24 protein-coding genes and 2 pseudogenes are annotated in these 25,736 nt (G+C 72.1%); 6 read left to right on the plus strand and 20 right to left on the minus strand.

Annotated features, from left to right (window positions below; all coding sequences use genetic code 11):
* Positions 1-532: 532 nt before the first annotated feature.
* Positions 533-1,126: a CAP domain-containing protein gene (locus ACWZEH_RS00415; RefSeq protein ID WP_456194953.1), complete on the plus strand. Its 594-nt coding sequence runs from the start codon at positions 533-535 to the stop codon at positions 1,124-1,126.
* A 451-nt stretch (positions 1,127-1,577) separates the two neighbouring features.
* Here ACWZEH_RS00415 and ACWZEH_RS00420 read toward each other — a convergent pair whose 3' ends face one another.
* The 6 genes from ACWZEH_RS00420 to ACWZEH_RS00445 are packed head-to-tail and all read right to left on the minus strand — an operon-like array spanning position 1,578 to position 7,295.
* Complete coding sequence (locus tag ACWZEH_RS00420; protein ID WP_456194954.1) at positions 1,578-2,606, minus strand: NAD(P)/FAD-dependent oxidoreductase; 1,029 nt, start codon at positions 2,604-2,606, stop codon at positions 1,578-1,580.
* Between the two features lie 10 nt (positions 2,607-2,616).
* Positions 2,617-3,135 (minus strand): isoprenylcysteine carboxyl methyltransferase family protein, encoded by a 519-nt coding sequence (locus ACWZEH_RS00425; protein ID WP_456194955.1) that lies wholly within the window; start codon positions 3,133-3,135, stop codon positions 2,617-2,619.
* Positions 3,132-4,220, minus strand: a complete 1,089-nt coding sequence (locus ACWZEH_RS00430) for a type III polyketide synthase (RefSeq protein WP_456194956.1) — start codon at positions 4,218-4,220, stop codon at positions 3,132-3,134. The genes ACWZEH_RS00425 and ACWZEH_RS00430 overlap by 4 nt, the downstream gene beginning before the upstream one ends.
* Positions 4,217-5,398, minus strand: a complete 1,182-nt coding sequence (locus tag ACWZEH_RS00435; protein WP_456194957.1) for an NAD(P)/FAD-dependent oxidoreductase — start codon at positions 5,396-5,398, stop codon at positions 4,217-4,219. The genes ACWZEH_RS00430 and ACWZEH_RS00435 overlap by 4 nt, the downstream gene beginning before the upstream one ends.
* Positions 5,398-6,234, minus strand: a complete 837-nt coding sequence (locus ACWZEH_RS00440; RefSeq protein ID WP_456194958.1) for a UbiA family prenyltransferase — start codon at positions 6,232-6,234, stop codon at positions 5,398-5,400. Before ACWZEH_RS00440 ends, ACWZEH_RS00435 begins: the two co-directional genes overlap by 1 nt.
* Positions 6,231-7,295: an NAD-dependent epimerase/dehydratase family protein gene (locus ACWZEH_RS00445; protein WP_456194959.1), complete on the minus strand. Its 1,065-nt coding sequence runs from the start codon at positions 7,293-7,295 to the stop codon at positions 6,231-6,233. The genes ACWZEH_RS00440 and ACWZEH_RS00445 overlap by 4 nt, the downstream gene beginning before the upstream one ends.
* Positions 7,296-7,845: 550 nt before the next feature.
* On the opposite strand from ACWZEH_RS00445, the gene ACWZEH_RS00450 reads away from it, so the two are divergent.
* Positions 7,846-9,096, plus strand: a complete 1,251-nt coding sequence (locus ACWZEH_RS00450; protein ID WP_456194960.1) for an NADPH-dependent F420 reductase — start codon at positions 7,846-7,848, stop codon at positions 9,094-9,096.
* Positions 9,097-9,661: 565 nt separating this feature from the next.
* On the opposite strand, the gene gap is transcribed toward ACWZEH_RS00450, so the two are convergent.
* Both gap and ACWZEH_RS00460 read right to left on the minus strand, forming a co-directional pair.
* Positions 9,662-10,660, minus strand: coding sequence for a type I glyceraldehyde-3-phosphate dehydrogenase (gene gap, locus ACWZEH_RS00455; protein WP_456194961.1), 999 nt, complete (start codon positions 10,658-10,660; stop codon positions 9,662-9,664).
* Between the two features lie 107 nt (positions 10,661-10,767).
* Positions 10,768-11,724, minus strand: a complete 957-nt coding sequence (locus tag ACWZEH_RS00460; protein WP_456194962.1) for a GlxA family transcriptional regulator — start codon at positions 11,722-11,724, stop codon at positions 10,768-10,770.
* Between the two features lie 202 nt (positions 11,725-11,926).
* On the opposite strand from ACWZEH_RS00460, the gene ACWZEH_RS00465 reads away from it, so the two are divergent.
* The 3 genes and pseudogenes from ACWZEH_RS00465 to ACWZEH_RS00475 form a co-directional block, all read left to right on the plus strand.
* On the plus strand, positions 11,927-12,478 hold the full coding sequence (locus ACWZEH_RS00465; RefSeq protein WP_456199982.1) for a methyltransferase domain-containing protein: 552 nt from the start codon (positions 11,927-11,929) through the stop codon (positions 12,476-12,478).
* A gap of 91 nt (positions 12,479-12,569) precedes the next feature.
* A pseudogene (locus ACWZEH_RS00470) lies at positions 12,570-13,134 on the plus strand (ATP-binding cassette domain-containing protein); the annotation flags it as partial.
* A gap of 10 nt (positions 13,135-13,144) precedes the next feature.
* Positions 13,145-13,396, plus strand: a pseudogene (locus tag ACWZEH_RS00475) (ABC transporter permease); the annotation flags it as partial.
* Between the two features lie 63 nt (positions 13,397-13,459).
* Here ACWZEH_RS00475 and ACWZEH_RS00480 read toward each other — a convergent pair.
* Together ACWZEH_RS00480 and ACWZEH_RS00485 are read right to left on the minus strand one after the other, a co-directional pair.
* The gene (locus ACWZEH_RS00480) at positions 13,460-14,443 is read right to left on the minus strand and encodes a transposase family protein (protein WP_456194963.1); all 984 of its coding nucleotides are present in this window, start codon (positions 14,441-14,443) and stop codon (positions 13,460-13,462) included.
* A complete protein-coding gene (locus ACWZEH_RS00485) occupies positions 14,443-15,276 on the minus strand; it encodes an alpha/beta fold hydrolase (protein WP_456194964.1) in 834 nt (277 codons plus the stop codon). The genes ACWZEH_RS00480 and ACWZEH_RS00485 overlap by 1 nt, the downstream gene beginning before the upstream one ends.
* Positions 15,277-15,845: 569 nt before the next feature.
* Between ACWZEH_RS00485 and ACWZEH_RS00490 the strand changes: the two genes are divergently transcribed.
* Positions 15,846-16,952, plus strand: a complete 1,107-nt coding sequence (locus tag ACWZEH_RS00490; protein WP_456194965.1) for a terpene synthase family protein — start codon at positions 15,846-15,848, stop codon at positions 16,950-16,952.
* Here the strand turns inward: ACWZEH_RS00490 and ACWZEH_RS00495 are convergent.
* The 10 genes from ACWZEH_RS00495 to paaA form a co-directional block, all read right to left on the minus strand.
* Complete coding sequence (locus ACWZEH_RS00495) at positions 16,855-17,424, minus strand: AAA family ATPase (RefSeq protein WP_456194966.1); 570 nt, start codon at positions 17,422-17,424, stop codon at positions 16,855-16,857. The genes ACWZEH_RS00490 and ACWZEH_RS00495 overlap by 98 nt on opposite strands.
* Before the next feature lie 196 nt (positions 17,425-17,620).
* Positions 17,621-18,853: a kynureninase gene (gene kynU / locus ACWZEH_RS00500; protein WP_456194967.1), complete on the minus strand. Its 1,233-nt coding sequence runs from the start codon at positions 18,851-18,853 to the stop codon at positions 17,621-17,623.
* Positions 18,850-19,698: an alpha/beta hydrolase family protein gene (locus ACWZEH_RS00505; protein ID WP_456194968.1), complete on the minus strand. Its 849-nt coding sequence runs from the start codon at positions 19,696-19,698 to the stop codon at positions 18,850-18,852. The genes kynU and ACWZEH_RS00505 overlap by 4 nt, the downstream gene beginning before the upstream one ends.
* Positions 19,688-20,536, minus strand: coding sequence for a tryptophan 2,3-dioxygenase (locus tag ACWZEH_RS00510; RefSeq protein ID WP_456194969.1), 849 nt, complete (start codon positions 20,534-20,536; stop codon positions 19,688-19,690). The genes ACWZEH_RS00505 and ACWZEH_RS00510 overlap by 11 nt, the downstream gene beginning before the upstream one ends.
* A gap of 101 nt (positions 20,537-20,637) precedes the next feature.
* Positions 20,638-21,414 (minus strand): SDR family oxidoreductase, encoded by a 777-nt coding sequence (locus tag ACWZEH_RS00515; RefSeq protein WP_456194970.1) that lies wholly within the window; start codon positions 21,412-21,414, stop codon positions 20,638-20,640.
* A gap of 58 nt (positions 21,415-21,472) precedes the next feature.
* A complete protein-coding gene (locus ACWZEH_RS00520) occupies positions 21,473-22,693 on the minus strand; it encodes a 2Fe-2S iron-sulfur cluster-binding protein (protein ID WP_456194971.1) in 1,221 nt (406 codons plus the stop codon).
* An 8-nt stretch (positions 22,694-22,701) separates the two neighbouring features.
* On the minus strand, positions 22,702-23,274 hold the full coding sequence (paaD, locus tag ACWZEH_RS00525; protein WP_456194972.1) for a 1,2-phenylacetyl-CoA epoxidase subunit PaaD: 573 nt from the start codon (positions 23,272-23,274) through the stop codon (positions 22,702-22,704).
* A complete protein-coding gene (gene paaC, locus ACWZEH_RS00530; protein ID WP_456194973.1) occupies positions 23,271-24,068 on the minus strand; it encodes a 1,2-phenylacetyl-CoA epoxidase subunit PaaC in 798 nt (265 codons plus the stop codon). Before paaC ends, paaD begins: the two co-directional genes overlap by 4 nt.
* Positions 24,052-24,363 (minus strand): 1,2-phenylacetyl-CoA epoxidase subunit PaaB, encoded by a 312-nt coding sequence (paaB, locus tag ACWZEH_RS00535; protein WP_456194974.1) that lies wholly within the window; start codon positions 24,361-24,363, stop codon positions 24,052-24,054. Before paaB ends, paaC begins: the two co-directional genes overlap by 17 nt.
* A complete protein-coding gene (gene paaA / locus ACWZEH_RS00540; protein WP_456194975.1) occupies positions 24,360-25,439 on the minus strand; it encodes a 1,2-phenylacetyl-CoA epoxidase subunit PaaA in 1,080 nt (359 codons plus the stop codon). The genes paaB and paaA overlap by 4 nt, the downstream gene beginning before the upstream one ends.
* Between the last annotated feature and the right edge of the window lie 297 nt (positions 25,440-25,736).

Raw genomic sequence — 25,736 nt, forward strand, 5'->3', positions numbered from 1 at the left:
ACCCATGGAGCTTGTTTCCAGGGCCGTGGTCCGTCACCGGTCGCGCTGAAGGGACCTGAGTTCGAGCACCGGGACGGCACGGCCGGCCGCTGGGGAGCATTCGGCATCGAGACGTTCACGAGTGCGTCGCCTCTGCGTTGCACGTACGAGGACACCAGGGGCTGGTGCGCTGAGGTCTGATACGAGATCGCGGGCGACGAGGCATTACCTGGTCGCCCGCAAACAGATCGAGATCGGCCCGTACGACGCACCAGAGGAAGAGTCCTTCGTGACCCGCCGTTGGGTGACGGCGGGACTCGCCCGCTGACCAGCCCGGAATCGCAGGGCGTGCAGCAGAAGGTCCCGCCGCTGCCCTGGACGGGGCGGGGCCTCGGGGCTGACTACGGGCGGGCACGCGCAGATTGTCGCCGCCAGGGACCGCCGCCGCACCATCGAACGGCGGCAGCCCCGGCAACCGCCTTGAACCATCTGCCATCTGTGCGCAGGAGGTCGAACCACCGTGAGAAGGCACGCTCCACACACCACAACCGCATTGACCCTCGCCACGGCCGGAGTTCTCTCAGCCACCCTCGTCCCCGCCACCGCGTCGCAGGCCACGGCCGTCTCGGAGTGCGACAACGCCGCGGCCTACTACGACCGGAGCCCGGGAGGAGGCACCGGCACCCTCGGGACACGGCAGGCCCTGGTCTGTCTCATCAATGCCGAACGCGCACGACACGGGCTGCCGGCGCTCACGGACAACCAGTCCCTGACGAACGCGGCGTTTCAGCACACCGACCAGGCAGTGCGCCTGAAATGGTGGGGGCCCGGCAAGGACTCGCACACCAACCCCCAGACCGGCTCGACGCCACAGAGTCGTATCAAGGCCGCGGGCTACTGCCCGAACCCCCGGTCCTGGAAGGTCAACGAGATCACCTACACCGGCTGGGGCGGCGGAGGCACGCCACGGGCGGCCGTCAACTGGTGGGTGAACGTCAGCACATGGGGGCACCGCCAGATCGTCCTCGACCCGTCACTGCGGGAGATCGGGCGCTGGGGCCTGGGAGGCGCGGCCGATCCGGCCGGCGCCGGAGCGAGCGAAGCGGGAACCTACGTCGTGACTTTCGGAAGCTGCCAACCGGCCTAACGACGCCCGCTTGGTCGGGTTGTGCCTCGAACTCCAGCAGACGCCCTGACACCAAGGACATCACCGTGTTCGTCCATCGCCTCGCCAGCCCCGTCAACTTCTTTGACGACTTCGGAGCTCTGCCGGACTGGCTGAGTGATGCCTCATCCGAGAAGACCGCCTGGTTCCTTGAGCCGTGCTCGCGCTCGCTGACGCGGCCCCGCGGCCCGCTGGGGCCGCGACATGCGACATCTTCCCTCGGTCGGCATCCCGTCCGACGGTTGCCCCCGCATGGTGTGGGCACAGCCCGGAGACGACGACGCGAGGGCCGTGGATCCGGGGTGTGCCTGGTGCGGATGGCGGCCGGTCGGCCGCACACGCACACCCTGCCCACCCCGCGACCGACACGAGGACCGCGAACCGGATCGAGGCCGCCGGCCGCCGTGACCGACAGTGCCCAAAGCCCGCCGGATCACGTCCCCGGTGGACGCGCCAGCGCGTCGACGGTCGCGGAGAACAACCACGGCAGCCGCTGCGCCGCGGGCACCAGCGCCGCACGGAGCGGGGGCACCCTCGTCGCACCGAGCAGCGCGTGGGTCAGCCAGCGGTAGCGCCGGGTGAGTCTCCGCCACTCCCGTTCGTAGGCCGCCGGGTCGCCGCTGATGACTGCCCGCACCGCCGCCGACGCCTGCGCGAGCGCCAGCGCGATGCCCTCGCCGGTCAACGCGTCGACGTAGCCGGCCGCATCACCGACGAGCAGCACCCGGCCGGCGGTGCGCGCGCTCGCGTCCTGGCGGAGCGGGCCCGCCCCGCGCGCCGGTGTGGCGGTACCGGCTCCTGCCAGCCGCTCCTGCAACTCGGGGAAGGCGGCGAGGTGGTCGTCGTACGGCCCCCGGTCGGCGGTGAGCACCGCGACGCCCACGAGGTCGTCGGACACCGGGGTCACGTAGGCCTCCGCGTCACGGGCCCAGTACACCTCGACGTGGTCGCTCCAGGGGGTGAGCACGTAGTGGCGCCGCAGCCCGTGCCGCCGGTGGGCCCGATGCGGCCGGTGCAGCCCCAGGGCCCGGCGGATCGGCGAGTGCAGGCCGTCGGCCGCGACGAGGTGGCGGGCACGGGTGCCGTCGACCACCACACCGTCCTCGTCCTGCTCGACACGGCGCACGGCGCGCTGTTCGACCCGCACGCCCGCGGCCAGCACCACCTCGCGCAGCGCCGCGTGCAGCACAGTGCGACGCACTCCTCGGCCCGGTCCCGCTCGGAAGTCGGCGTCGGCCCGGCGCGCCCCGGCCACGTACCGGATGCCCCGCAGGTCGTAGCCCGGCGGGTGGACGCCGAGTGCTGCCAGACCGGCGACGGCACCCGGCATCAGCCCCTCGCCGCACGCCTTGTCGATGGTGCCGGCGCGCTGTTCCCAGACGGTCGCCTCGAGCCCCGCCCGGGCCGCGTGCAGGGCCGTGGCGAGACCCGCGGGTCCCCCGCCGACGACGAGCAGGTCCATGTGCGTCCCCTCAGTCCAGCCGCGCCAGGGCGGCGTCCTCGGTGCGGATGCGGGTGGCGAGCAGGAACCCGTTCAGCACGGTGAAGACGACCGCCGTGAACCAGGCCGAGTGCACCAGCGGGAGCGCGAACCCTTCGACGACGACGGCGACGTAGTTCGGGTGCGGGAGCCGGCGGTAGGGGCCGCCGGTCACGCGCGCAGCACCGGGCACGACGATCACCCGGGTGTTCCACTGTCGGCCCAGGGTGGCGATGCACCACCAGCGCAGCGCCTGCGAGGCTGCGACGAGGGCGAGCATGGTCCAGGCGAGGACCGGTACGGCGTCCGGTCGTCGCACCCACACCTCCACGAGCGCGCCGACGAGCAGGCCCGTGTGCAGCACCACCATGAACGGGTAGTGGTCCCGCCCGGACTCCACGCCGCCCCGCGCAAGACTCCAGCCGGCGTTGCGGTGGGACACGGCCAACTCGGCGACCCGCTCCAGACCGACGGCCAGGACCAGGACGGTGAACAGGACCTGACCGTTCATCCCTCCTCCCCCGGGGCGCGCAGGAGGACGAGTTCGGAGCAGAAGCCCGGGCCCATGGCGAGCATGAGCCCGTGGGAGCCGGGCCGGGGCGGGCGGTCGGCGAGCGTGTCCGCCAGGACGTGCAGCACCGAGGAGGAGGACAGGTTGCCGATCCGGCGCAGCGAGTCCCAGGTCACGGCCAGGGCGTCCCGCTCGATCCCGAGCGCTTCCTGCAGGGCCTCGATGACCTTGGGACCGCCGGGGTGCGCGACGTACCAGCCGAGGTCGCCGTCGGTCAGCTCGTGGTCGGCGAGAAAGCCGCGGACGTCGTCGCCGACGTACCGGCGCACCAGGTCTGGAATCGAGGAGTCGAGCACGATCCTGAACCCACCGGGCCCGACGTCCCAGCCCATCGTGCGCTCCGAGTCGGGGTACAGGCGGCTGCGCGAGGCGAGCACCTCGGGGCGGGCGGGGTCGTCGGACCGCGCGAGTGGATGCTCGGGACCGACGGCGACCACCGCCGCGGCACCGTCCCCGAACAGGCCGCTCGCCACGAGGTTGGCGACCGAGGTGTCCTCGCGCTGAAGCGTGAGTGAGCACAGCTCGACCGACATCAGCACCGCGACTCCGTCCGGGCGACCGCGCAGAAGGTCGTGCAGGCGTGCGATGCCGGCCGCGCCGGCGACGCAGCCGAGGCCGACGAGGGGCAGGCGCACCACGTCGGGGCGGAGCCCGATCTGCGCCGCGACGCGTGCCTCGAGCGTGGGGACGGCCAGACCGGTCACCGTGCACGACACGATGTAGTCGACGTCGGCCGGCGTGAGGCCGGCGCCCTTGAGCGCGTCGACGACCGCGCGCCCGCCGAGCTCGACACCGGCCCGGATGAAGACGTCGTTCGACCGGCCGAAGTCCCCGAGCCTGGCGTACTCCTCCAGCGGGAGCACGATGTGCCGGGTCTCGACGCACGCGTTGCGGTGGAACCGCTCGACGACGCCGCGGTAGAGCGTGCCTTCGACCAGCGTGGTGGTGAAGGACTCGGTGATCTCCTCCTGCCGGTGGCAGTGCTCGGGCAGGACGCCGCGGACGCTGAGGACGCGCATGCTCATGCTGGCTCCTGAGGCCGGCCGGCCGGACGGACGGGTGCGAGGAACGCCCGGCCGAGGCCGAGCGCGACGGTGGGGGTGAACCGGCCCCGGGCGAGACCGAGTTCGACGAGGTCGTCGAAGACGCGCTGGTCGGCGGCCGAGGCCCGCAGCCCGGCCTCGATGACGCGCGTGCTGCGGGCGAGCCGGGCGGCCAGGGCGGTGTGGCGCAGGTGGGGCAGCAGGATCCGGCGGGTGGCGCGGGCGTACCGCTCCCCCGCCCCCTCGGGCCGTCCGTCACGCAGTGCCGCGGCGGCGGCGCGGCCGGCCGTGATGCCGGTGGCCACGGCGTAGTGGATGCCCTCCCCGGTCAGCGGGTTCACCAGGCAGGCGGCGTCGCCCACGAGCAGTACGCGGCCGGCCGGAAGGCGCCAGCGCGCCGTCGAGAGCGGCAGGTGGTGCCCGACCCAGTGTCGCCCGCTCTCGGTGGCGCCGGGCAGGAGCGCCTCGAGGCGCGCGAGCAGTTGGGCACGGGGCGGCGCCGGACGGCCCTCGTGGAGGAACTCGCCGTACCCGACGTTCGCAAGGCCGTCACCACGGTCGAAGGACCAGGCGTACGACGGCTGGTGCCGGGTGCCGAACTCGATGACCTGCGCGCCGCGCCGCCCGGGTCCGACCGGGGCGTAGCCGCGCAGCGCCAGGGCCACCGGACCGCGGGGCCGGCCGAGCGCGCGTCGGACGACCGAGTGGGCGCCGTCGGCGCCGACCACGACCGCGGCGGAGACCTCCCCGTCCAGGACCACCGCGTCGGTGTGCTGCCGCAGGTCGCGGACGCGGTGCCGGAGGAGTCGGGCGCCGGCGGCGACGGCCGCGTCGACCAGTCGGGCATCGAGGGTCCGGCGCGGTACCACCCACACCGGGCGGGCCATCCGCCGCTCGACGACCAGGCCGCCACGGCCTAGGCGGAGGCGGTCGACCGGGACCCGGTCGTCGACGAGACCGGTGACGCCGACCTTGGCGAGAAGGTCGAGGACGTGCGGGGCCACCCCGTCGCCGCAGGCCTTGTCCCGCGGGAAGTCCGCCCGGTCCAGGAGGGCGACGCGCAGATCCGGGTCGGCGCGCAACGCGCCCAGGGCGGTGGCGGCACCGGCCGGTCCGGCGCCGACCACCGCAAGGTCCCAGTGGGTGGGTGCCGGCGCCATCAACCGGCCGCCACGAGCAACACGACGTCGAGCAGGGCGACGGCCAGCGCGGCCCGGAAGGGGACGCGTCCCCGGGCGACCAGCGTGAGCACCGCGAGGACCACCACCAGCACGAGGGCCGCCCATTCCCATGCCGGAGGAGGCCCGGCGGGACCGAGCACGGCCAGCAGTGAGGCGGCGGACAGCAGCACGACGGCCAGGACGCGCGAGGGGTGTTCACCGATCCGGTGCGGCAGGCCGCGGACGCCGGTGCGTTCGTCGTCGGCGAGGTCGGGCAGCGTGTTGAGCAGGTGCGCCCCGACACCGAGTGCGGCCCCGGCGCCGGTCATCCACAACGGCGCCCAGGCCTGGGCGGGGCCGGCGAGGGTAACGACCGAGGGCAGCGTCCCGAAGGCGCTGGCGTACGGTACCCAGGACCACGGGGTCGCCTTGAGGCCGAGATTGTAGACGTGGCCCGCGCCGGCGCCGAGGACGACGTTGACCAGCGCGCTGCGCCAGCCGACGATCGCGGAAAGCACGAGGCAGGCGAGTCCGGCCGCGGCCAGTGCGCGCACCGCCCAGGCGACCGGGAGGGCTCCGGTGACCAACGGCTTGTCGGTTCGGCCGACGGCGCGGTCGCGAGAAAGGTCGCACAGGTCGTTGCCCCAACCGATCGTGAGCTGGCCGGTGAGTACCGCCCCCGTGAGGACGGCGGCGTCGAGCGGGCGCAGGTCACTGCGGAGCGCGAGCAGACCCGCGATGACGCCGACCGTCAGAGCCGGCCCGCCGTGGGCGGCGGCGAGCAGCGCGAGCACGGGCTGCGGCCCAGAGCGCGTCGGGGCCGCGCCGGCGGTCACGGGCGCCGCCGCACAGCGACCGGCCCGCGACGGATCGCGTCGCCGAGCGCGCCGAGGACGGTACGTGGGCGCAGCACGGGTGTTTGGCCGGACGCGGCCTCCCGCATGCCCTCGATCACCTCGGCAAACACCCGCGGGCCGTCCTTGGTCGGGGCCCAGTTGAGTTCCGTGCGCGCGCGGGTCGTGTCCAGCGTCGGGAGCGCGAAGCCCATATCGAGCCACCCGGCGTCGACCTGTTGCAGGTGCGCGTGCCAGGCGGCCGACATGACGGCGCGGACCACTGCGGAGGGAACGTGCACCAGCCTGGCGCCGAGCGCGTCCGCGATGACCGCCGCGGTCACGGGCGTGTCGGCGGCGAGGTTGAACGGACCGCCCGCGCGCCGGTGGAGCACCGCGACGATCGCCTCGGCGACGTCGTCGGTGTGGACCATCGGAATGGTCAGCCTCCGGTCCATCGGCAGGACCGGCAGCAGGTCGAGCACCTTGGGGGGCACGAGGGCGGGCACGCCGTAGCGGAGGAGGGCGCTGCCTGCGGCGCGCTGCCCGACGATCCCCGGCCGCAGGCGGGTGACGAGTGTGCCGGCGCCGGAGGCCTCGTGCCCGTCGAGGAGGCGCTCGGCCGCCGACTTGTGTCGGCTGTACCGCGAACTGCGCACGCCCCCGGTGGGCCAGGACTCGTCGACCGGACAGTCGTCCTTCTTCGGTGAGTAGGCGCCCACCGAGGACATGTGGACCAGGTGCGGGACACCGGTCTCGGTGACGGCCCGGAGCACGTGGCGGGTGCCGCCGACGCCAAGCCGGGCGAGGTAGGCGAGGTCGTGGGACGGCTGGAAGCCCCACGCCAGGTGGACGACCGCGTCCGCATCGGTGAACGCCTCTACGAGCGCGTCGCGGCAGGCCTCGGTGCTGAGGTCCACCGAGCGCCAGTCGACACCACGGCTGTCGGGGCCCTCGGGCAGCCGTCGAGCCAGACCTACGAGGTCGTGCGTGCCCTCGGCACGCAGGCGTTGCACGATGACAGAGCCGATGTTCCCGGTCGCCCCGGTGACCACGATGCGCATGCAGGATGATGCCCCGTCGCTCCCCCGCTCACACGAGGCACTCCGGCATCCGGGGGACACCGGCGTCACCCGGCCGGTGTACCGCGCGTCGTATGCGTGGCTTCGTTCATCCCTAGCGGTTCTGGCTCAACTTCCGTGCTGAGTGATGCTCCGTTGTGGCTGGACATCGAGGAGAGCGACAGAAGATGGCGGCGGGGCAAGTACTGCGCGAAGGCGGGTGAGCATTGCCCACCATCGATTTCAGCCTTCCGGGCCGACCCGGTTCGAGGCCGGTCCGGCCTCGTCACTGGCAATGCGGGCATGGGTGTCGCCGGGCCGTAGGGCGTGTCGACGGGGTCGGCTTTGAAGGCCGCTTCCCACTTGGTCGTAGATCGTTTCCCAGCATCGGGCACCCGCCAAGCTGGTCACAGCCCCCCTCACCAGACGCGGTCTCGCCACTCGCGCCTGCGGCCTGTCGCTGCCGGGAGCGACGGTGGCCAGTTCGACGAGGGAGAGCTTCATGGCCTGACGGCCCTTGCTGCCGGCCCCGCTTACGGCCGGCGTCACGACTATGAAAATCACTGTTATTGGCGCTGGGGCCATCGGAGGCAACCTGGCCCGCAAGCTCGCCGCGGCCGGTCACGACGTGCAGGTGGCCGGCGCCCGGGGTACCGAGGCCGTCCCGGCCGACGTGCTGGAGTCCGGCGCCCGCGCCACTGCCCTGGACGACGCCGTGCGGGACCGGGATGTGATCATTCTGTCCATCCCCTTCGACCGGGTCCCGGAACTGGCCGAACCGTTCACCTCGGTCCCCGACGAGACGGTGGTCATCGACACCACCAACTACTACCCGCACCTGGGCGGTCGCATCGGGGCGGTGGACAACGGGCAGGTGGAGAGCGTGCGCAACGCCGAAGCACTGGGCCGGCCGGTGGTCAAGGCGTGGAACGCCGTCCTGGCCGAGACCCAGCGGACCAAGGGCGTTCCTGCGGGCACCCCGGGCCGCATCGCCATTCCCGTCGCGGGTGACTCCGAGGAGGCGCGGCGGGTGGCCATGCAGCTCGTGGACGACACCGGCTTCGACCCCTTCGACGCCGGTGTGCTCGCCGACTCCTGGCGCCAGCAGCCCATGGGCCCGGCCTACTGCACCGAGCTGACCCTGGACCAGATGGTTCAGCAGTTCGGTGATCCGGTCTGCTCGGGAGCGAGTCGGCGTGGCGGCCCGGAGCCGCCCCTACCGCGGCTGTCCAGCGCGATCGTGGAAGATGGAAACATGGCAGGGGACGCAAGCGAGATCGTTCTGAGCAAGCAGGATCTTCGTGAGGTCGCCGCGTTCGCCGCGGCGTGTGCGGAGGCGGTGCTCGAGATATTCGAGGCCGATCAGCCGGACGACTCGCGCCCTCGAGACGCTGTCAGTGCCGCATGGGAGTTCGCTCGGGGCGGCGAACGCGGGAAATCTTTGCGCGACACAGCGTCGGCGGCCCTCAAAGCGGCCAAGAGCGCGGACACTGCGGCTGCCCGCGAGGCAGCGTGGGCAGCGATGTCCGCGGCAGGCGCCGCCTACCTGCATCCGCTGGCCAAGGCCACCCAGGTCAGGCACATTCTCGGAGCCGGCGCTTACGCGGCCAGAGCAGCCGAACTCGTCGCCGGCGACGACCGGAGCGTTGGTGCCGAAAACCTTGAGCAGACGGTGCATCGTGCGACACCAGTCGTCGTTGACGTGCTCAAACGCTTCCCGGCGGCACCGAGTGGCGGCGGACGGGTTGGTGAGTTGATCCGCATGTTGGACGCTTGCCTTCGTTCACTCACCCTCGCTGGGTGACTTTCAGCGTCCAGACGGCGCGGCCTCACATCCGTCAGCGGTTGACTTCGAGGTTCGTCGGAACGAGCAGGGTGAAGTTTCCCCGTGATGCTGGAGACGCCACCCGATACAGCTGAGCAACACCAGGCCACGGGCAAGGTCGATGACCAAGTGCACCAGCTACGCCCCAGCACGCCCTGGCGCAGCATCTCGCCCGGCACCTGGGCGACCCGGACGCGGCGCAGCGGGCATTCTGGTTCCCCCGGGCCCACACCTGTTGGGGCTCCTTGAAAAATCCCCAGCCCCGCTCTTCGCCCCCACTTGGTTGTGGGCATGACCAGGAGGGCGGGTTCGTCCGACAGCCGCCGGATTCGAGGGTGCCGCGGACCGTGAGGGGTGGCCGTAGGCCATCGCGGGGCGACGCTCGAAGAGCCCCTTGACCGGCTGTGGCGCTCCCGCGCCCTCCGGAGGCCGGGCGGAACCACTTCTGTGACTGGGCGCTCCGGTTGACCCGACTGGTCAACCGGAGCGCCCGAAGGAAGTGCCGGCGCGGTCGCCGGGGGCGGGGCACCACCCCGGCGTCCGGTCAGCGGGTGGCGAGGAACTCGAGCGTGTCGATCACGCGGTTCGAGAAGCCCCACTCGTTGTCGTACCACGCGACCACCTTGACGTGGCGGCCGTCGACGCGGGTGAGGGCCGAGTCAAAGATCGACGAGGCGGGGTTGCCCGTGATGTCGGACGACACGAGCGGATCGTCCGAGTACTCGAGGATGCCGGCGAGCGGCCCCTGCGCCGCGGCGCGGTACGCCGCCAGCACGTCGTCGCGTGTCACGTCCCGGGAGACGGCCGTGTTGAGTTCGACGATCGAGCCCACCGGCACCGGTACACGGATCGAGTCGCCCGACAGCTTGCCGTCGAGATTCGGCAGCACCAGGCCGATCGCCTTGGCGGCGCCGGTCGTGGTCGGCACGATGTTGACACCGGCGGCCCGGGCACGACGGGCGTCGCGGTGCGGACCGTCCTGCAGGTTCTGCTCCTGCGTGTAGGCGTGCACCGTCGTCATGAACCCGTGCTCGATACCGGCGAGTTCGTCGAGAACCGCGGCCAGCGGCGCGAGCGCGTTGGTGGTGCAGGAGGCGTTCGAGACGATCGTGTGCACGACCGGGTCGTAGGCATCGGTGTTGACCCCGAACGCGAGCGTGACGTCGGCGCCGTCCGACGGCGCGCTGACGAGTACCTTCCTCGCGCCCGCGTCGAGGTGGGCCCGGGCGGCCTTGGCCGAGGTGAAGCGGCCGGTGGCTTCCAGGACGATGTCGACGCCGAGTTCGGCCCACGGCAGCTGCGCCGGTTCGCGCTCGGCCAGCACCGTGATCCGACGGCCGTCAACGACGAGGACGTCCCCGTCGACGGCCACCGGACGCCCGAGCCGGCCGGCCGTGCTGTCGTAGGCGAGCAGCCGGGCGAGAGTGGCGGGCTCCGTCAGGTCGTTGACGGCGACGATCTCGAGGGCGCTGTCGCGCTCCAGCAATGCGCGCAGCACATTGCGTCCGATGCGGCCGAATCCGTTGATGGCGATGCGAGTCATGAGTGATGTCCCTTCCCTTCGCCACCAGGCTCGCCCGTGGCTCGCGCCGCTGGCAGCGGCGGGATCGCCATGGTTCAAAAGGATCCCGCCACGCGGCGCCGGGCGGGTCACTCGCCCCGGGTGAAGGTGCGCCGGTACTCGCCCGGTGTGGTGCCGAGGATGCGCCGGAAGTGCAGGCGCAGGTTCGCGCCGGTGCCGAGCCCGACGTCGGCGGCGATCTGTTCGACGCTGCGCTGCGAGCGCTCGAGCAGTTCGCGGGCCAGGTCGATGCGGGCTCGCATCACCCACTGCATCGGCGTGTAGCCGGTCTCCTCGACAAAGCGCCGGGAGAACGTGCGCGGCGAAACCCCCGCCTGCCGCGCCAGCATGTCGAGGGTGAAGGGCTCGCCGAGCCGGTGCAGCGCCCACTCGCGGGTGGCCGCGAACCGCTCGCCGAGCGGCTCGGGGACGCTGCGCGGCACGTACTGGGCCTGGCCACCGCTGCGGTAGGGGGCGGCCACCAGACGCCGGGCCGCGTGGTTGGACGCGGCCACTCCGAGGTCGCCGCGCAGGATGTGCAGGCACAGGTCGATGCCGGAGGCGGCACCGGCCGAGGTGAGCACGCTGCCCTCGTCGACGAACAGCACGTTCTCGTCGACCTGGACGAGCGGATACCCGGCCACGAGTGCCCGCGTGTAGTGCCAGTGCGTCGTGGCGCGCCTGCCGTCGAGCAGGCCCGTGGCGGCGAGCGCGAAGGCACCCGTCGAGATGGCGGCGAGCCGCGCGCCCCGGTCGTGGGCGGCGATCAGTGCGTCGACGACGGCCTGCGGCGGGTCGTCGCGGTCCGGGAACCGGTAGCCGGGGACGAAGACGACGTCGGCCCACGCAAGCGTGTCGAGGCCGTGGGCGACGTAGTACGCGAGGCCATCGCCGCCGGTCACGAGACCGGGTGTCGCCCCGCACACCCGCACCTCGTACGGCATACTCGCGCGGGTCGTGAAAACCTGCGCAGGAATGCCGACATCGAGCGGCTTCGCACCCTCGAGCACGAGGACGGCGACGCGATGCAGGCGGGAGGCTGGCACAGGAGGAGGTTACGCGGGGCGTGACTTCGAGACGCCCACTGCGCGGACCGGGCAGACGGCACGCCGGCCTTTTGACGGCGCCTGGAGCCCAGAGATATCGGCTGTGTCGGCGATCCCCGGGGGTCGCTCCTGATTTCAGCCGGTAGCGATCTGCCCGTCGAGAACCTGTCTCCCCGGCCAGCGCTTGGGCAAGGTGGACGCCATGGCTGTGGGGTTCAGCGGTGGTGTTGCCGACTACTACCCGAAGTTCCGGCGTGGTTGTCCCCCTCAGGCACTCGATGCGCTGCAAGCAGCCTTCCCGCTGACCACCGACGATCTGGTGCTCGACCTCGGGTGCGGCACGGGTCAGCTGGCCGTCCCGCTCGCCTCGCGGGTCCGCTCGGTCATCGGCATGGCCCCTGAGCCGGACATGCTTCGGCTCTCGGTGGTCACCGCCGCTGACGCGACGATGTCGGAGCAACTGGTCATAGAGGGTCACCGAAGGCAGCGGTCTGGTGTTCGGCGGAAGACGGGACAGCTTCCACTCGTGCAGGGACGTCACGTTCGCCGCCGGTTTTCCCAGCAACCGCTGGCCCGTCAGGCCGGGTTCGGTCTCGGCCTGGGCGGCTTGCGTGCCTCGAGGGCGACTGCGTCAGCGGTCGTCGCCCTCGAGGCACGCAGGGCCGCGGCCGGACCCGCCCGATCCGCCGGCACCAGCTCAGGTACAGGGCAACGTCACCGGCGTACGCCTTCTTGGTCAGCTCCGCGGTGCTGATGGAGTGGCGTGCCGACAAGGAGGCTGACACGGCGTGTCCCGATCATCCGATGTCCGTTTGAGCAGGTGGGAACCGGATGACGGGGACGCGATGGAAGTCCAGAGTCCGTATCACGGCTACCAGGAGCGCGCGGTTCTGCGCGGTGTCGATCTGGACCTCGCCCCCCGGTGTCCTGGCCGGGGTCGTCGGTGAGAACGGTGCCGGGAAGACGACCCTGCTGAAAATCCTGGCCGGCGAGCTGCGCCCCTATGGGGGCTCGGTCCGTCACCGGGGGCGTTTCGGGTACTGCCCGCAGGAAGCGGTGCTCGACGACGCACTCACCGCGCGTCAGCACCTGGAGTTCTTCCGGATTGCGTTCGGCCTGCCGGACCTGCGCCATGCCGAAGGGATCATGGGGGAACTGCGGCTGTGGTCCTACGCCGACGCGCCCTCCGGGCTACTGAGCGGTGGCACGCGGCAGAAAATCAACCCCACACTCGCCCTGATACATGATCCCCAGGTCCTGCTGCTGGACGTGCCGTACCAGGGTTTCGACCGGGGCACCCACCAACGCTTCTGGGAGCTGGCCACCCGGCTGAGTGACGCTGGGCGCTCCGTCCTCGCCGTCTCCCACCTGGCCTACGACACTCGGCGTCTCGACGAACTGTGGTGTCTGGCCACGGCCGGGCTTCCCCCGCCCCCACCTCGTCCTGGCGAGGACCGCCTCACCGGCGCTCATCTCCGCCTACGCCACGGCGGCCACCTGCACCGCGTGGATGCCCAAGCAGCCGCTGATCCTCGCCGCCGCCCTCTTCTGCGCGGCCATGACCTACGGTGTCCTCGGCGTCGTCTTCGGCTCCCTCCTTCACCGCGGGGTCGAGGCAATGTTCGCCATGGTGATGACAAGCGTCGTAGACGTAGCCCTGCAAAACCCCGTCCTAACGAGGCTGTGAGCGAATGAGTTGGGGGCGTGCTGGTCTGGGATTCGGGTGGTGGGTGATTCAGCGGATCGTCGGGGTGACGGGCACGAGTGCGGTGCTCGGCTTACGGTGAGTGGCACGTTGGGCGGCGCGGTCGGAGACCAGGCCGGCGATGGCGCGGTGGGTGGCCGAGTAGTGCTCGCGACGTCCGAGGAACCACTGCAAGGGGCGCCACTGCTTGTGCTCGGCGTTGGCGTGCTCCACGCAGATCCGGCGGGAGGATTGGCGGCGGCGCATCTCACGCCATCCGTACCGCTCGGTCAGCGCCACGTCCTCCAAGTTCTTCGGCTTCTTCGGCGGGGTCGAGATCTGGTCGGGGAACTCGTTGGCCAGGCCCCGGTAGCCATCGTCGACCTCGGCTCTCACGTCCGGGTGGAGGCGGAGCTGTTCGGCGATGCCCTCGGTGCGCATCGCGGTCTGGTCGTGCATTCTTCCGGGCCGGTCGGCCCCGGACCACAGGGTGCGACCCTGTGCGTCGCTGATGGTGGTGGTCTTCATGGTGTTCTGCTTCTTCTTGCCGGAGACGAACGCACAGCGGCCGGGCCGGTGGGCCCTGGGGCGGCGGACCTGGGTCTCGGTGCTGTCGATGCGGAGCGTGATCCCTTCGGCTGCGGCATAGGCGAAGACATCGGCCAGCGTATGCAGCCGAAGCCCCGGCCGGTCGGGGACGGCGAAACCCCGCGCGGCCAGCAGCGGACGGATCTCGCCGATCGCCCTGGTGATGGTGGACCGCTCCAGGCCGTAGAGCTCCGCGAGGGCGGCGTGCGGGAGCTGATGACGCAGGTGGACCAGGGTGACCAACACCCGGTCGGTGAAGACGAGGTCGTGCTTCGGTCCGGCACCAGGCCGCTGCCTGCGGTTGCCTCCGCGCCGCTCGTGCGGTGCGGACTCACAGCGCGCGGTCCACGGCCCGGCCGGCTCCTCGATCAAACCGCCGAGATGTGCACGGGAGATGCCGGTGAAGGCAGGATGGGACAAGGCCGCACGGGCCCATTCCTTCGTCATCACACATGAGGAACTCGTGCGGCTCTCTCCGCGTTACGGGCCGCCTGAGCTCTGTATTGCTGGTCGTGGTCCGAGAGCGCCGCCGCGGTGGCGCGGGCGAAGCCTTCCGGGTTGTCCAGCATGATGTTGTGCCCGCAGTCCGGGACCGAGACCACGGCCACCCCCGCTTCGATGAGCGCATCGGTGCCCGGGAGCGGGCCGTCGGCCTCGGGCAGCAGGTAGGTACGGGGGATTTTCAGGTCCAGCAGATGCTCGCGCATGGTGGGAGCGGTGCCGCGGGTGAGGTTGACCGCGCTGCGATGCAGGGCTTCCCGGCCTGCCAGGCGCATCGTGGACCACCAGTGGGAACCAGCCCGGTCTCGGATCGCTTCCCAGCCGCTCGCCAGGAACTCCTCCTCGGAGTACGCGGCGATGCCGCTGCTGCCCGCGGAGCCGGGTGCGGGCGGGATCGGGTCAAGGTTGGCGTCGATCAGGACCAAGCGGGAGACCAGCTGGGGGTGCCGGGCGGCCAGGACGATGGCCACCGAGCCACCCATGCTGTGCGCGATCAGCTCGGCGTCCGTGACACCCGCACTGGTCAGAGCCGCAGCGAGGGCATCGGCGTGGGATTCCAGGGTGTAGTCGAAGTCCGTCGGCCGGTCGCTGATGCCGTGTCCGAGCAAGTCGATCAGCAGCGAGCGACGTCCGGCGAGCAGAGGATGAACCGCAACCTCCGCAAAGTAGGCCGGCGACGTGGCGCCCAGACCATGGACGTAGACGCGGGACGGCTCCTGTCCCGGCAGCTCAACCCAGCGGATCTGGCCGCCCTCGGGCGTCACGGCGGCGTTGCGCACAGCCTGCTTCCCTTTACTCCAGATCGACGGAGAGACGAGAGTAGCCACCGGGCCTCGGTGCACCACCACCGCCCCCAGCATAGACGTTGCGCGGGCACCAGAAGCGTCGGGCCTCGATCAAGGCACCCCAGCGGATTTCGTTCACAACGTCGTAAGCTCGGGGGCCGACAGCCGACTACTGCGGCTGCTCCCCACCTACGGCACGGTCCAGGCGGCCACCACGGCGGGCTTCTCCACCAGCCCCGCAACCTCCCGGTTCGGGCTCCAGCTACTCCGGTTCGCTGCCACCGCGCTCCTTGCCCTCCTCGCCTTCCACCACCGCACCCGCGGCGCCCTGCCCGGCCGCGCCGGCGCGGCCGGGCCGCACCGCCCCGGCGATTCCTCGCCCGCCCCGCGAACCGCAGGCCCGGCGACGGCACTGTCCTCCGACGCGGACGCCGTGGGCCTCGGACCCACACACCGACGGCAGTACAGAGAACCACCCGATCGGATGATGTTCCTTCTTTCTCCAGTCGGTCCGGCCCTGGTGGCGCATGCTCGTCAACCGGCCCCTCGGCGAAGGAACATGGATGAGCAGTGACACCTCCCAGGCGGACCTGTCCGCACCCGCGACCGGACCACGTCCGGCGCCGCGCTTCCACTACCCTCTGCCGATGCCGGAGGTGTCCCACGTCCCGTCGGGTGTCGCCGCCGAAGTGACCACGTGGAAGGAGTCGTACGGCTTCCTGGAGGACCGGCCCGACTCCGGCAACTGCGGCAGCGTCCTGGCCTGGTGCCTGGGCAGGTTCTCCACTCCGCAGACCCCTCCCGCCGTGCTGCGCGGTATCGGCTGTATCACGGAGTGGGCTCTCGTTCTCGACGACGACGTCCTGGACCACGCCGACGCCCGCAGTCGCCCCGGCGACCTCTTCCGCCTGATGTGCCGCGTCATGCGCGTCCTGGAGTCCCCGGGCTACCGGGTGACCGCGGACGACCACCTCCTCGTCCGGGCTGGACACGACGCCATGGAACAACTTCGCACCGCCTGCGCACCCGCACACACCATCCGGCTCGCCACCGGTTTCAGGCGCCTGCTCACCAGTGCCGTGCACAAGCTGCACCTCGACCGACCCGGTGAGGACGAGTACCTCTTCTCCCGCTTTCAGGACTTCGGCGGTCCCGTCTACGCCGTCCTCATCGACATGTGCGGACCCGGGCCCACCCCGGACGAGGAATGGGACTCCCCGACGGTCCAAGCCCTCATCGAATGCGTGACACTGGTGTGCGCCCTGGAGAACGACGTCACCTCCTTCCACAAGGAAAAGGCCGAGGGACAACCCAGCACCAACTTCGTGGACGTTCTGCGGACCAGCCGCGGGGCCTCCTTCGACCGGGCCGTCGCCCTGACCGTCGAGATCCGTGACCGCCTGATGCTCCTGTTCCTCCAGCTGCGCGAGCGGCTCCTGACCTCCGCCGCCACTCCCTCACTGCGCTACCTCGTCGAAAGGCTGGGCCAGTTCGTCATCGCCAACACCGAGGCCACCCTGTGCGCGCGGCGATACAACCCCCTGCCGGTCCGACTTCCGCGGCTGGACCAGGTCATCCGGACGCCCGCCTTCTGGGCACCCTCGCTGTCCACCGACGACACCAGTCCCCTGCCCTACCCGAGCATCTCCTGGTGGTGGGATCACCGCTGACCCCACTGCCTGGGCAGTTCGCATCCGCCCACTCGTTCACGCCCCCGGCGAGTCCTTGAACCCGCTGAACCATCAGGGAAGTCGCGTCGATGACCGTGTTGAGCTTGCGGGCCATCCGGCGCTCCGGGATCAGCTTGAGGACGTTGGCGGCATCGCCAGGGGTGCCCTGCCGGCTGAGGTTGTCCGAGATCATCACCCGGAACTGATCGAACTCCAGGACTTGTTGCGTGCGGGGCCAGGTGCCGGCCCAAGTGCTCTTGCCGCTCCCCGCCGCCCCGATGGGGACGATCAGCACGAGAAGGCCACGGGCTTGGCCGGTTGGGAGGCCGTCGAACTGGACCGCCCCGGCGGCACGGTCACCGTGACCGCCGGGCCCGCCATGCACGGCCCCGGAACGCGTGAGGAGACGGAGCCGTTCACCGGCCAAGTCATAGAATTCGTCCTGACCGGCGGCGGCCCGCCCACCGTCCACGTCCGCGGCGACGACACCTCCCCCGACGCGGTCAAGGAGATCGTCGGGCGCCTCGTCCCGGTGGACACCGCCGTCCTCTTCGACGGAGCCCCCTCACCGCTTTCCCGTCCTCTTCGACGGCGCGCCGATCGTCCTGGACGGCGCCCAAGCCGCCGAGGCCGCGCACTCCCGAATGCCCGACCCGGACTTCCCGCCGTCAGGTCGGCACCTCCTCGTAGGCGGCCTGCTCGACGACGGTGCGCAGGCGGTGGACGGCGGTGAGCAGCTCCCGGTGGGTGGTGTGGAGGGCGTTCACGCCGAAGCGCAGGAGATCCGGGGCCCGCATGTCGATGATCACGCCGTGGTCCTCCAGTGCCCGGGTCAGGCCGCGGGCGTGAGGGTGACGCAGGGCGACATGACTGCCGCGGCGTGCGGGGTCGGCGGGAGTGACGGACTCGAAGCCCAAAGGGGCGAGGAGTTCCGTGACGCAGTCCAGGAGGAAGCCGGTGAGAGACAGGCTCTTGGCGCGCACCTGGGCCAGGTCGACGTCGTCGAAGACGGTGAGCGCGGCCTCAAGCGCCAGCAGGGACAGGACGGGCGGCGTGCCGATGCGGGCGCGGGCCACGCCCGGCGCGGGCGTGTAGTCACGGCCCATACCGAAGGGGTCGGCGTGGCCGGTCCAGCCGGGCAGGGGGGTTTCGAGCGCCTTGTGGTGGCGTCGGGCCACGTAGAGGTAGGCGGGGGCGCCCGGGCCGCCGTTGAGGAACTTGTAGCCGCAGCCGACGGCGAAGTCCACGCCCAGGGCGTCGAGGTGCAGGGGAAGGGTACCGGCGGCATGGCACAGGTCCCACACCACCAGCGCGCCGGCACGGTGCGCCACCTCGGTGAGCGCCCGCATGTCGTGCAGCTCCCCCGTGCGGAAGTCGACTGGCGAGTAGCTGACCACGGCGACGCGGTCGCCCTCGGAGGCGAGGAACGACGCCAGGTCGGTCGGAGGTACCCACCGTGCTTCCAGGCCCTGGCGGCCGGCCACAGCCTGGGCCAGGTACCGGTCGGTGGGGAAATGGCCGGGGTCGGTGACCAGCAGTGTCCGGTCGGGGCGCAGTGCCGTGGCGGCGCTGAGCGCGGTGAACAGCTGCACGCTGGTGGAGTCCCCCGCCACCGTCTGCCCGGGTGCGGCACCGAGCAGGCGGCCGACGGTGTCGCCCACCCGCAGGGGTGCGGTCCACCAGCCGTTGCTCTCCCAGGAGCGGATCAGGTCGGTCCCCCACTGCCGGGTCACTACGTCGCTGAGGGCCTGGGGAACGGCTGCGGGCAGGGCACCCAGGGAGTTTCCGTCGAGGTAGACGACCCCGTCCGGGAGCAGGAAGCGGTCACGGAGAGGGGCCAGGACGTCGTCGGCGTCCAATCGCGCGGCCTGTTCGTCGAGTGCGGTGGGAGTGGTCGTCATGTCCGCGGGGCCTCTCGGCTGTCGTTGTCCGGGCGTCGTTCGCCGAACGCGGCCGACATCTCCCCCAGGGTGTCGGCGACCGCGCGGGCGCCGGGCGCGCCCGGTTCGATGAGCGTGTAGTGGCCCGTACCGGGCAGCACGACGGTCTTCAGATCGCGGTGCGCGGACGCGTAGTCGGCGAACTGGGTGAGTGGGACCTCTTCGTCGGCGGCTCCGTGCAGCAGCACGGTGGGGACCCCGGTCGTGCTCGCGCCGCGCAGCAGGGTGAGGGGGTCGACCGAGGGCAGTCGCTCCTCGAACACGTCCTCACCGCCGAGGAGTTGCAGGGCGGCGCTGTTGCTGAGGTCGTCTCGGCGGGTGGCGGCCAGGTCCGTGATCGGGGCGAGGGCCAGCACAGCGGTCGGCAGGGTGCGGGTGTGCCAGCGCGAGCCGGGCGGCAGCAGGCCACGGGCCGCGCACCACAGGGCGAGATGGCCGCCCGAGCAGTGCCCCGCCAGGACGTACGGCCGCCCTTTCGGCAGGGTGTCCACGATCCGCGCGACGTCGTCGAACGTCTCCGGGTAGCCGCCGGCGCCGCCGGAGCGGCGGAAGCCGGGCAGCAGGACGTCGAAGCCCTGCCGGCAGAGGTAGGCCGCGAAGGGTGTCAGGTGCATGCGGTCGTAGCGCCAGTAGCCGCCGTGCAGCAGAATCACCAGTGGGGCACCGGGGTCCTCGGCGGGCCAGGCGTCGTAGACTTGGTGGGGGTGGTCCCCATAGCGGCCGTGTGCCGGTGCCAGGACCGGCTTCAGGCCAAGCACCCGCTTCTCCTCCTCGGCCGCGAAGGCGGAGATGGTCCTAGACGCCACCGCGCACCTCCCACAGTTCGGGGAAGACCGGGCGGACCGCGCGCTGTTCCAGCCAGGCGAGCCCGGTGGAGCCGGCGCTGCCGCTCTTGGCGCCCATGGCACGGCGTACAACCATCGCGTGGTCGAAGCGCCAGCGCGCGATGAGTTCGGCTATGTCGGTGAGCAGTTCGCCGAGGGCGAGCAGAGGGTGGCGCGGTGGGCCCGCGTAGACCTGCCGCCACGCCTCGACCACGTCCGGGTCCGAGGTGTGCGGGCGGGTGACGTCCCGGTCCCGGACGTGCTCGGGGACCGGCAGTCCCCGCCGGTGCAGGAAGCACAGCACCTCGTCGTAGAGGGACGGTTCACGGTAGGTCTCGGCGAGTGCCTCGTGAGCGGCGGCGCCCTGGTGGAGGCGGAGCATCCCGGTGGACTTGTCGCCCAGCAGGAACTCCATGTGCCGGTACATCACCGACTGGAAGCCGGACGCCCTGCCGAACGCGGCCCGGAAGCCGTTGAACTGGCCGGGTGTCAGGGCGGCGATCGGCGCCCAGGCGGCGTTGAGGGCGTTCAGGGCGCGGCGGCTGCGCACCAGGGCGTCCATTGCCTCGTCCAGCTCGTCCTTGGCGAAGGCCGTCCTGGCGGTGCGCCACTCGTGGACGATCAGGGTGAACCACAACTCCATCACCTGGGTGGTGACCAGGAAGCCCATCTCGTCCGGGGCCTCGGTGAGGGGGTGCTGCAGTGTGTTGAGGACGGACGCGTGCACGTAGGTGTCGTAAGGGCTCGCACCCGGGAAGGGCTGGGTCAGCGGGTCGGGGTCGTCCACGGCAGGCGGGGCGGCGGACGTGCTGTCGGTCATGGCATCTCCTGGTGCTGCCGTCGGCCGGGAGCACGGCCGTGCGGCCGTGCTCCCGGGGCGGGGGCCACCGGTCGTGCGGTGCGGGGCCGCGAGCGGCTGTCTCATACGCCGAGGTGGACGCCGCCGGAGGCGTCGATCCACTGGCCGGTCACCCAGCGGGCCTCGTCGCTCACCACGAACGACACCACGTCGGCGATGTCCGCGGGGGTGCCGAGCCGGCCGAAGACGGAGGCGTCCGAATATTTCTGGCGGATCTCCGGGATGCTCAGCGTGGGGTTGATCTCCGTCTCGGTGTAGCCGGGCGCGACGCTGTTCACCGTGATGCCCCGGGGGCCGAGCTCCTGCGCGAGGGCCAGGGTGAGGTAGTCCAGGGCGGCTTTGGTCATGGCGTAGGCGACGATCGGGGGGAAGGCGACGCGGGTGGCGACCGAGGAGACGTTCACGATCCTGCCGCCGTCGCGCAGCCGGTCCAGTCCGCGCTGGACGATGAAGAAGGGGCCCTTGGTGTTGACGGCGAACACACGGTCGTAGTCCGCCTCGGTGACGTCCGCGATCCGGCGCGGGAGGGTGATGCCGGCGTTGTTGACGAGGATGTCCACGCCGGGTGCCGCGTCCTGCTCGGCCAAGGCCCGGTCGTAGGCCTCCCAGAGCGTGTCGGCGGCGCCGTCCACGCCGAGTTCGGCGTGGACGGGGAAGGCCCGGCCGCCGTCGGCCTCGATCTCCTTGACCGTGCGCTCGGCTGCCGTTTGGTCGTGGCCGTAGTGGACGGCCACGAGGGCGCCTTCGTGGCCCAGGCGGCGGCTGATGGTCCGCCCGATGCCGCGGCTTCCTCCGGTGACCAGGGCGGTCTTGCCCTCGTGCCGCAAGGTGGTGGTCAACGTCTTCTCCTTCGGGTGAGTGGGGGCCGGCTTCGCGGCGCAGCGGGCTCGCGCCGGATCAGGCGTCGAAGTCGAGGGTGAGGTCGGTGCCGAGCGGCCGGGCCCGGCATACAAGCGTGTAGCCCGCGGCGAGTTCCCCGGCGTCCAGGGCGTGCTGGGGGCCTGCCGCCACCCTGCCGGACACCACTCGGGCCCGGCAGCTGCCGCACACGCCTTCACGGCAGGCGTAGGGCACGTCGGGCTGGGTGTGCAGCAGTGCGTCGAGGAGGGTGGTGTCCTCGGGTCCGGCGGTCGCGAGGCGGCGGCGGCCGCCGAGCAGGGCGGTGACACGGGTCCGGTGCGGGGCGGTCGCCGGGCGGGGCGGGGCGCTCTGCCGGGGGGTGTCGGCGGGGGTGAAGGATTCCGAGCGGATCAGGGCCGGGTCGGCGCCCCACGCCGTCAGCGCCCGGCGCATCGCGGTGACCAGGCCACCCGGGCCGCACAGGGCGAACGCCGTGTCGGGGCCGGGGCTGGCTCCTACCGCGGTGAGCAGGCGCGGGAGTTTCACCTCGTCGATCCGCCCGCCCGGTACACCGCTGCCGTGTTCCTCCCGGGTGAGGACGTACAGGACGGTGAGGCGGTCGACGAACGCGTCCTTCAGTGCGGCCAGTTCGTCGGCGAGCAGGGCGTCGGCGGACGTCGGGACCGAGTGGATCAGGGAGACACGGCAGGCGGGGTCCTCACGCAGCGCGGCGGCGGCCATGGTGGCGAGGGGAGTGATGCCGGAGCCGCCCGCGATCAGGACGTGATGGCCGCCGGGCTGCCGGGGCAGGGCGAAGGTCCCCATGGGCGGGGAGAGTTCGAGGACGTCGCCCGCCGCCAGGGCGGTGGTGGCGTGGGCGCCGAAGCCGTCGGGAGCGCCGCTCCCGACGACCAAGCGCAGCGCGGCCGGGTCGTCGGGCGGGGGGCACACCGAGTAACTGCGGCGCAGTTCCGTGCCGTCGCGGCGGTGCCGGACGACGACGTGCTCGCCGGGCCGGTGGGCGAAGACCGCGCGCAAGGGCTCGGGCACCTCCAGGGTGACCGCGACCGCGTCTCCGGAGACGTGCCGGACTTCGGCGGCCACGAGGCGGTGCCAGCCGGTACGTCGGCCTGCGGGACGGGGCCGGGCGAGGGGTTCGGGGCCGGGGGCGGTCGGGGGTGTGGCGGCCGGGGTGGTGGCGGCCGGGGTGGTGGTCGCGGTGTCGGCGGCCGCGCCCCGAGCAGCGCCGGTCGTCCGGGACGGATCCGTGGTGTTCATGGCCCGCCTCACACCGCGCCCAGGTAGGGGAAGAGTTCCTGGCAGGCCGTGCACCGCAGTACCGACTGACAGCGGGCCGGCCCGAAAGGGCTGTGCGGCCGGGTCGCGCGGGAGCCGCAGTGCGGGCAGGGCACCCGGGCCAGTCCGACGGCGACCGGGCCGTCGGCCGGTCCGGGTACGGGCGGGGCGATGCCGTGGGCGGCGAGCTTCTCCCCGCCGGCCTCCGTGATGCGATCGGGCGTCCAGGGCGGGGACATCACCTGCCGCACACGCCCCTCCGGGTGACCGCTCGCGGCGAGGACGTCGCGGATCGCGGCGACGATGGCGGGCAGTGCCGGGCAGCCCAGGTAGGTCGGGGTGATCTCCACCTCGAGTACTCCGTCGGCGGCCGGGGCGACAGAGCGGATCACGCCGAGGTCGCCGAGGCCGATCATCGGCAGTTCCGGATCGGGCAGCGCCTCCACCAGGGCCCGGACCTCCGCGGCCGCACGGGCGGGGCGCAGGGCCGTGACGGGCCGGGGCGCCGGGGCTGCCGTCCTGAGCGGTACCCGTCGCGTCGGCGAGGGGGTGCGACCGTTCACCAGCGGCCTCCCGGGAACTGGCGGTGCACCGACTGCAGTTCGGCGATCAGCGGCCCGAACTCCTCGGTGTGCAGGCCCGTGCGTCCACCGCGGGCCTGCCAGCCAGGAGTCGGCACGGTCAGCCCCGCACGGGTCACGACCTCACCCACACGCCGCTCCCACTCCGGGTGCAGCGGGGCCGGCGAGGGGACCGTGCCCGCCGCCACGAGGTGACGGAGGACGTCGTCCTCGTCGAACAACTCGGCGGTGTAGGGCCATACTCGTTCCAGGCCCCGCTGCATACGGCGGGAGCTCTCCGGGGTGCCCAGTCCCAGCCGCAGCGTCCAGGTGTCGGCGTGCATCCGGTGGAAGGCCACCTCCCTGACGGCCCGTTCACCGAAACCTGCCGGCCGGGGATCCGCGCAACCGGCCAGGGCCTCGTAGTACAGGACCGCGTAGTGGGTGTACGCGAGCTGCCGGGCGACGGTGACCGCGAAGTCCCCGTTGGGCAGTTCGGTCAGCAGGGCGTTGGTGAACTCGCGGTCGGAGCGGGTGAAGGCGAACTCGTCCTCGGTGCGTCCGGTCGCGTCGACGCGACCGCTGAGGGTGAGCAGCGTGCGGGCGTGGCCGATCAGGTCGAGAGTGATGTTGGACAGGGCCATGTCCTCCTCGATGGCCGGTGCCCGCGTGATCCACTGGCACAGCCGCTGTCCGAGGACGAGCGCGTCATCGCCGAGGCGCAGCAGGTGCACGGCGAGGTAGGCGTCGACGCGGCCGGTGTCCGCGACCGCGGCGGGGTCAGTCGAAGTGGTCACCTTCAGTGCCTTTCTCGGTCAGTGGCGCGAACTGCTCCGGGTACCGGTAGGGCTTGTGCCGGGCGCCCGCGAAGAACGGGTCGCGTTCGTCCGGGGAGGCCGCGTGCACGGTGTCGGATCGGACCACCCACAGCGACAGCGGGTCGCCGCGCCTGGTGTACAGGTCCCGGGCGCGCAGCAGGGCCGTGTCGGCGTCGGCGGCGCGCACGGACCCCACGTGCTGGTGGGCCAGGCCCCGGCGCGGCCTGAGGAAGACCTCCCAGGACGCCGGAGCGCCCTCCCGCTGCGGGCTCATACGCGCTCACCCACCCGGTCCCGCGCGGCCGCGTCCGCGTCCGGGACCGTCCGCGGCACCGTGCCCGGGTCCGTGGGAGGCCCGTCGGCGCCGAAGCGCGCGGCGTACGCGGCGGACGCCTCCCGCACCCAGGCGCCGTCCTCGTGCGCCGCGCGCCGGTGCGCGACGCGCTGCCGGGACCAGTGCGTGTCGTCGCCGAGCGCGGCTCGGTAGACGTCCCAGTCGACCGGAGTGAAGTCGTAGTGGCCGCGTTCCTCGTTCCAGCGGATCGCCGGGTCCGGGAGGGTGAGTCCGAGGCGTTCGGCCTGGGGGACGCAACTGTCGACGAAGCGCTGGCGCAGTTCGTCGTTGGTGTGGCGTTTGATGCCCCAGGCCATGGCGCGGCGGGAGACCGCGGCGCCGAGGGCCGCGGTGCGGGCGTCGACGCCCGCACCGGTGTCGGGCGGGCCGAACATCAGCGCCACGGCCGGCAGCCACCAGCGGTTCACCGCGTCCTGGGCCATCGCCTCCTGCTCCGGTGTGCCTTCGCACAGGGCGCGCAACATGTCGTACCCCTGCCGCACGTGGAAGGCCTCCTCCTGGCAGACGCGGCGCATCGCCCGGGCGTACGGCCCGTAGGACGTGCGGCACAGGGGCGCCTGGTTGATGACCGCGGCGCCGTCCGTCAGCCAGGCGATGGCACCGGTGTCCGCCCACGTCAGCGCGGGGTGGTTGAACGTCGCCGAGGCCCGCTGCTGCCCCCGGTGCAGGGCGTCGAGCAGGTCGGCCCGGTCCACGCCCAGTGTCTCGGCGGCGGAGTAGAGGTACATGCCGTGCCCGGCCTCGTCCTGGACCTTGGCGATGAGAACCGACTTGCGGTACAGGGAGGGAGCCCGGGTGAGCCAGGCGCCTTCCGGCTGCATGCCGATGATCTCGGAGTGGGCGTGCTGCGCGATCTGACGGACCATCATCCGGCGGTAGCCGTCGGGCATCCAGTCGCGGGGCTCGATGGTCTGCCCCGCGGCGATGAGGCCCTCGAAGTGCGCGGGCAGCTCGCCCTGCGCGGCGGGCGCGGTGTCGGTCGGCTGTGCGCTCATGCGGCGCTCCCGCATCCGGATCCCGCCACGGCGGGCATGTAACGGCCCTCGAACCGGGCGTGTGGCCTGGGCACTGGCATCATTCCTTCGGCACTCCTCGGGCTCCGGCACGCCCGGCGCGTCACGGCGGGCGGTGGGTGCGGCCTCCGCCCCGGAAAGAGGCTCCGGACAGGCCCCGCTATCCCCGGGCCGTTCGGTGCGGACGCGTGACAAAGGTCACGCCGGGCCGTGGGGATTGCGCTGCGCCGAGCGGCCCTCTTGCTGAGGTGACAAGGACCCACGAGATCCGCTCGCCGG

The organism is Streptomyces yamdrokensis, from assembly GCF_053890455.1.